This is a genomic window from Thermodesulfatator autotrophicus (assembly GCF_001642325.1).
Classification (GTDB): domain Bacteria; phylum Desulfobacterota; class Thermodesulfobacteria; order Thermodesulfobacteriales; family Thermodesulfatatoraceae; genus Thermodesulfatator; species Thermodesulfatator autotrophicus.
In genome coordinates this window covers 1-5,939 of sequence record NZ_LSFI01000072.1, presented here as the reverse complement: position 1 = coordinate 5,939, position 5,939 = coordinate 1, and the positions used below count along the sequence as shown (strand labels likewise).

Below are 5,939 nucleotides of genomic sequence, written 5' to 3'. Positions count from 1 at the left end.
TTCGGACACAATTACTGAAATACTACCGACCTACCTTTCTAGGGTGGTTTCATGTGTCCTGAAGAATGCTAGGGCTCTCCTGCAGTAACATTATAGGAGGCATCTAAATCACCAAGTGGCAAAGCAATCTCTGGCCGAGCGAAGAGAAAAGTCGCGTAGTTATTTAAAAGGTGGTATCAATTAAAATCTAATTTTTTTAGAAGTTGGGCCTTTTTGTCAAAAATTCTAACTTCTACTTCCTCAGGAGAATCACAGGCCAGCCTGATTTTCCCTTTGCCAAACACCGGGGGAAGAATGCGTTCTCCTTTTTGATAAACCAATAAAAAGTATCCATCTGGCAAGTCGTATTTTACTTGACATTTCTTTCCACGAGGCCTCAATTCAACTTTAGGTTCAGCCTGTATTTGGGTAGGAGCAATATACATCCGGTAATTAAATACCTCTGATACGTTGCCAGCTTTGTCCCTGGCCCTGATACCCAAAACTAATTTTCCATGAGGAGGATCAGAAACTTTTAAAACCTTTAATTCTTTTTTAGTTTTAAAAGAATACTTCTGGCAGGAATCTTTTTCGGGACAAATTTTTAACATTAAAGCGGTAGTATCAACAGGGTTAAAACGAACTTCAAGTTCCAGGTCTCCCTTTTCTGTTATACGATGTCCTAAAATGATTGGCTTAGGTGGTGGAGTAACATCAGGGAGCTTGACTTTTATAGCCGCCGGGGGTGAATGATTATTAGCTTTATCTAAGGCGCGTACCTGGTAGTAAATTTCCGTAGAGTCCATTGCTTTAGGAAGGTTATCATCAAAAGTTTCGGTAGTAAGTGGAGTGACTGTAAGAAGTACAAAAGGCCCTTGTGGCCCGAAACGTCGGTAAACACGATAGCCTGCAAGATCTTTCTCGGGAGAAGACCTCCAGCGAAGATGTACCAGTCCCGGTTCCACCGAAGCTTTTAAGCCCTTAACTTTTGCAGGGGGGATTTCATCTGGCACCGGAACCATTAAAGGATAGGAACGCGGACTTTCATTGTCATTGTAATCCATAGATGATACGGCATAATAGTAAACTCCGGGAGCAAGATTTTTATCCAGGTAAGAAGTTTGTTGTGAACGCAAAGTAGCTAAAGGTTGAAAAGGCCCTTCCAGAGAGGAAGCTCGCCAGACCCTATAGCCAGAAAGATCTTTAGCTTTTACAGGCTTCCATGATAGCTTTATCTTTCCAGGAGAGATTTTCTGAAAACTCAGTCCATCAGGTGCTAGAGGAGGTTCCTGGTCAACTATCTTTATACTAACGGGTTTAAAAGATACCCGTTCTCCTGTCAGGGTGAGCCCTTTTACCTGGTAAGTATATACCTTTCCTTCTTCCAAAGTTTCTTGGTCTTTAAAAAGACATCCTTCATTCTTGGGAGAAACATAATAACCGTAAGGGGTAAGGTTTTGATTGTTACGATAGATAAAATAAAGTTTATAAATTTTTGCGTTTGGCCAGTTAATTATTACTGTATTGCCTTCCTGGCTGGCTTTAACTGGAAGCTCTGGAGGCTTACGATAATACTTTAAGGAAACTTCGTTAGAAACCAGTTTTTTTACCGGTTTCTTTTCCTTCAGGTATACGATTTTGTATTGATAGTATTTTGAACGTTCAACCTGAGAATCTTCGTAAAAGATGGCTGCCGCGCGGGCTAGTTCCGTATCCGCCAGCGTTCTTATGTAAAAAAGAGCTAAAACAAAGTTGTAATCATCAGCATTTGCTTTTTCTGGGATGCCACCCTTTTCTAAAAATTTATAAAGACCGGGATCGGAAGAAAGAAGGCTATGAAGTTTTTCAAGACTGGGCTTAATGGTGGCAATTTTTTCCCACCCCGTATTTTGGCTCCGACGAAATATCTCTACTTCCATTTCTGAGAGAGGGACATCATCTAATAAAGGCCACCTAAGCACTAAGGCGGAAGAGGAAGGCACTACGGCCAGTTTTTTATCTGAAGAAACAGCAACACCCTTCCAGCATAAAACTATCAATATTAGCAAAAGGATATAAGTTATTTTACTTGTCATTTTTTGAGTCACTTTTATTCCTCCTAAATCCAATTAGCTGGCTCAAGAAGATTAATGCCTAAAAGAACTGATTTTTCATAAAAACCTAAATCTATGTCTATTTGCATACCAAGTAGAAATTTAAGGGGTTCAGGAGCAGAAACTTCTTTCAAAATTCCTCCGCCAAGACCTACCCCAAAAGAACCACAGGAAACCGAAGCTCCGAGATTAACAGTATTCTTTTCATAATAACGAATGGAAGGATACAGAGAGAGACTGGAATCTCCTTGCAGCCAACCGTAAGCCCGGGCCCTTAGTGTGCAGACACCTTTAATCTTTTTGCGCTTCTCTAAGTTTACCCCCATACCATACCCCAACTTTCCTGAAACCGATCCTCCTTGATTGTAGGCTTCCAGGTATCCACGGCTCTCAAAAAGCTCAAGAAGTTCTATAGACCAGGGATTGGCCTGACTTCCTACCATTAATTTTTGATTATTTGGGGCTGCGTATAAAAGAATTTTGCTGTCTCCGCGGGCTTGAGCATTGAGCAAGTGTTTTATTTTTACCTGTCCCTGGATTTCAGCCATAAAAGAAGGATTGCTACCCCAATTTCCCACAATTAGAACATCGCCATTAGGAGTGCCTTTGTGTTTTCTATCAAATATCCAGGCCTTCCCAGCCAAAGTTAAAGTACCTTCTGTCCCGGAATCATGGATACCAAGACTCAAAAGGGTGCGGGCAAAAAAGAGATAAGCATTCTTCGTAGCAATCTCTGCCAAAGATTCTAAGCCATAATGGCCTGAGGAAGGAGTATATGAGACCTCAAAACTCTCCATATTGAAATTTCCTTCCATGTTAAAGGCCAGACCTCCCCCAACCCCTTTAAGCACTAGTCCTGAATTTCCTAAGGGTACGTTTAATCCAGTGGCTTTAGCCTTTATGCGCCAATAATCAAAATCATTGCGCCGATGGTTAAAGAGAAACTCGGACTGGACACCCACTTGATCTGTTAGGAGATACATTTCTCCCTGGCCTTCAAAGTAAATATTGAAATCAGAATCTACCGCCGCTGAAACACTACCACTATAACGAAATCCCTCCATCTCCACGCTAACGCTTCCCTCTCCAGCCACACCGCTAACCTGGCCGTCTGCATAAAAACGAAGGGGCGCCGAGAGAGGAAAACTCATCCAATCAAAACCTATAGAAAATGTAGGCTGGACTTCCAGAAAAACCTTACCTGCTTCTGAATAGAGTTTTATTTGGGAAATTTGCCCTGAAAGGCCATAAAAATCCCAGATATCACCCACCGTTACGGATTCAGCCGAAAGACTGTTTGCCCCCAAATTTACAGGAATTCCCGATATAGTCGTACTTATTCCGAAGGGCAGATGAATATCCAGATCAGAATAAATTTGAGCTAAGGTTGTCCCCTGAAAAGACACAATTAATCCGTAAAGAGGATCTATATCAAAAAATTCAGAACGGAAGCTTTCATCTGAAGGGTCTTTGGATATGGCCAAAGGATAATAATGTTCATCCAGAAGATTCATACTGAAAGAGCGAGAGATATTATTCAAAATAGGAAATTTGATACGACCTTCAAAAACTGCTCTGGTGTATTTGGAATCTTCTATTTCTACTGTAAATTTTTTTACTGTCAGAGGAAATCCATTGTAAGTGGTTGTTGCAAGAGAAGAAGAAGAAGTTTGGCTACTTTTCACATGACCATGAAATCCACTTCCATCAAGAACCAGGTTTTCCCCTTTGGCCCTTACTCCTTGAATAGGAGTATATCTAAGGATGGCACTTTCAAAACTCAATTCTCCACCAGACTTATCAGCACTAAGAGTACAGGTAGCACCATTGAAAACTAACTTGCTATTATCAGCCAGATAGAAAGGTTCCCTTATATAGCAAGTAGAGTTCTTAAAAGATAGCCCCTGAGACATTGAGTTTGAGCTTCCGCAATCCAGGCGCACTCGCTGGCCAGACTGGTTTTTAAATTCCGAAGGAAGATAAATAGCCATATTTACCCGCCATGAGGCAATGTTTCCGCCGGAGAGGTCTATGGCAGAATCTTTTAACACTCGGATTTCCAGATTTCTGGGAGCCAGAAGCACCAGAGAAGCATCATCTTTGAGCTTAAAATGGCCTGACCATAATCCATAACGGAGGAATGAATTTTCAGAAGGGAAATCTACCCAGGGAAGAGGAGCCAGAAGATTTACAGGTACCCGTAGAAACACTTGTCCCAAGAAAATATCCATCATGGATACAGGATAAGAATTATCGGGAGAAGAAAAAGGACTCCAATCTAAAACAAGCTTTTGAGCAATAAGTTTCAGGTTGTTAGCCAGTTCTTTCTCCCATAGGGGTTTAAAGCTTGAAAGAGATATATTTATCTCCTGTCCCATAAAGGATACAGTTTCCTGTTGCGGCTGGGCCTCTAACCATAATCCCGTTTCATCTCTTCCAGCGGCCCATTCAAAACGTCCTTGTGCCGGATAGACTTTACCTGGCAGCAAAATTTCTCCTCGCAAAACACGAGAATCAAGTCGTCCCGCAGAAAAAAGTATCTCAGCAGAGGAAAGACGGGCCTTTAGTGTCTGATTTTGATTTTGATAATTGATAAGGGTAGGGCTTTTTAAGCTTAATGTAAAGTTACGCTGAGAGCCTCTCAAACCACCAGTAAAAGAGAGACTGGAAGGATTGAATCGTGAACCCAAATGTAATTCAAACTGGGCCTGAGCCCTTGTGGGGCTAAAATTTATGCTCTTAAGGTAGAGTACCTTTCCACTTCCATGGGTAATAACCGCCCGGTTAATCTGGACCTCAAAACTTCCCTGGGTAACTTCATTACGGTTATTAAGGCGGAAGTTCTGAAACCTTATTTCCTGAAGGTTCACCGTAATAGGTGTGCCTATACCTCCCCCTCCACCAGATAAGACAGGAGATATATTTGTACCAGAAGAAATACTAGACGAAATGTTTGTTCCAGGGCTAGAAACACCAGAAGGGCTCAAGTTCAGCCGGAAGGGCAAGGTGGCAACAGCACAGTTACGCTGGTGATCAATAGTGAATTTAAAACCCGCAATCCAGAAAAAGTCAGGTACAGAAGGAGGAAGCTCCACGGTAAGCCTTTTTACTTCCCGACGATCTTCGTCTAAAATCACTAAATCAACCTTTTTTTCCTGTGGTCTCACAGGGAACTTGATGGAAATGGTTTTAAACTGACCACGGTCTAAAGAAAGGGAACTTCTGGAAAGAGGAAAAGAGGAACGCCAGCGGTTAAGGCGAAACTCTCCATTTATATAATCCCCTTCGCATAAAATCTTGACCTTAAGGAACCCTTGATTGTTTCTAAGGCGTTTTTTTTCAAGAATTTCTACTTTCACCCGTTTTATCGGAGGCCGGTAAGATGTAGGAGGCTGGTAAGATGTAGAAGGTTTATTAGATACAGGAGGGGTGTGAATAGTATGTGCGTCCGAAGGAGACGCACTCGGTTTACTTCTGGCTACTTTTATAACTATTTTTTCTTGAACCTGGCAAGGATTTCGAGCAGCAAATGATGTAACAGGACCAGAGGAATAAACTTTTATAGTAAAAGTTCCCGACCGTCTAAAAGTATGAGTAACAGTTGTCAGATTTCGGCCAGAGCGTTTGGTGCCGTCACCAAAATCCCAGGTAAGGATTTCATTAGAAAGATTGGGGCAATTCGAAACACGTAGAGTAAAACGGACTGTTTGGTCCACCTGTGGAATTGATGGATTGACATAAATCCTGGCCTCTACTGAGACTGAAACCATTAAAAAAAGAAAGGCAATAATTATTATTCGCCGCATATTTAACTCCTATAAAGAGACCTTTGGGCTGCCTTGCCTTTTTTAAACTGTTTCACCAAGA

Annotated in this window: 2 protein-coding genes; both read right to left on the bottom strand. The window is 41.7% G+C overall.

Annotated elements, in window-relative coordinates; genetic code table 11:
- Positions 1–176: 176 nt before the first annotated feature.
- Positions 177–2,066: a fibronectin type III domain-containing protein gene (locus tag TH606_RS11750; RefSeq protein WP_197460569.1), complete on the bottom strand. Its 1,890-nt coding sequence runs from the start codon at positions 2,064–2,066 to the stop codon at positions 177–179.
- 11 nt (positions 2,067–2,077) lie between these two features.
- The gene (locus TH606_RS10595; protein WP_068543852.1) at positions 2,078–5,878 is read right to left on the bottom strand and encodes a PKD domain-containing protein; all 3,801 of its coding nucleotides are present in this window, start codon (positions 5,876–5,878) and stop codon (positions 2,078–2,080) included.
- Between the last annotated feature and the right edge of the window lie 61 nt (positions 5,879–5,939).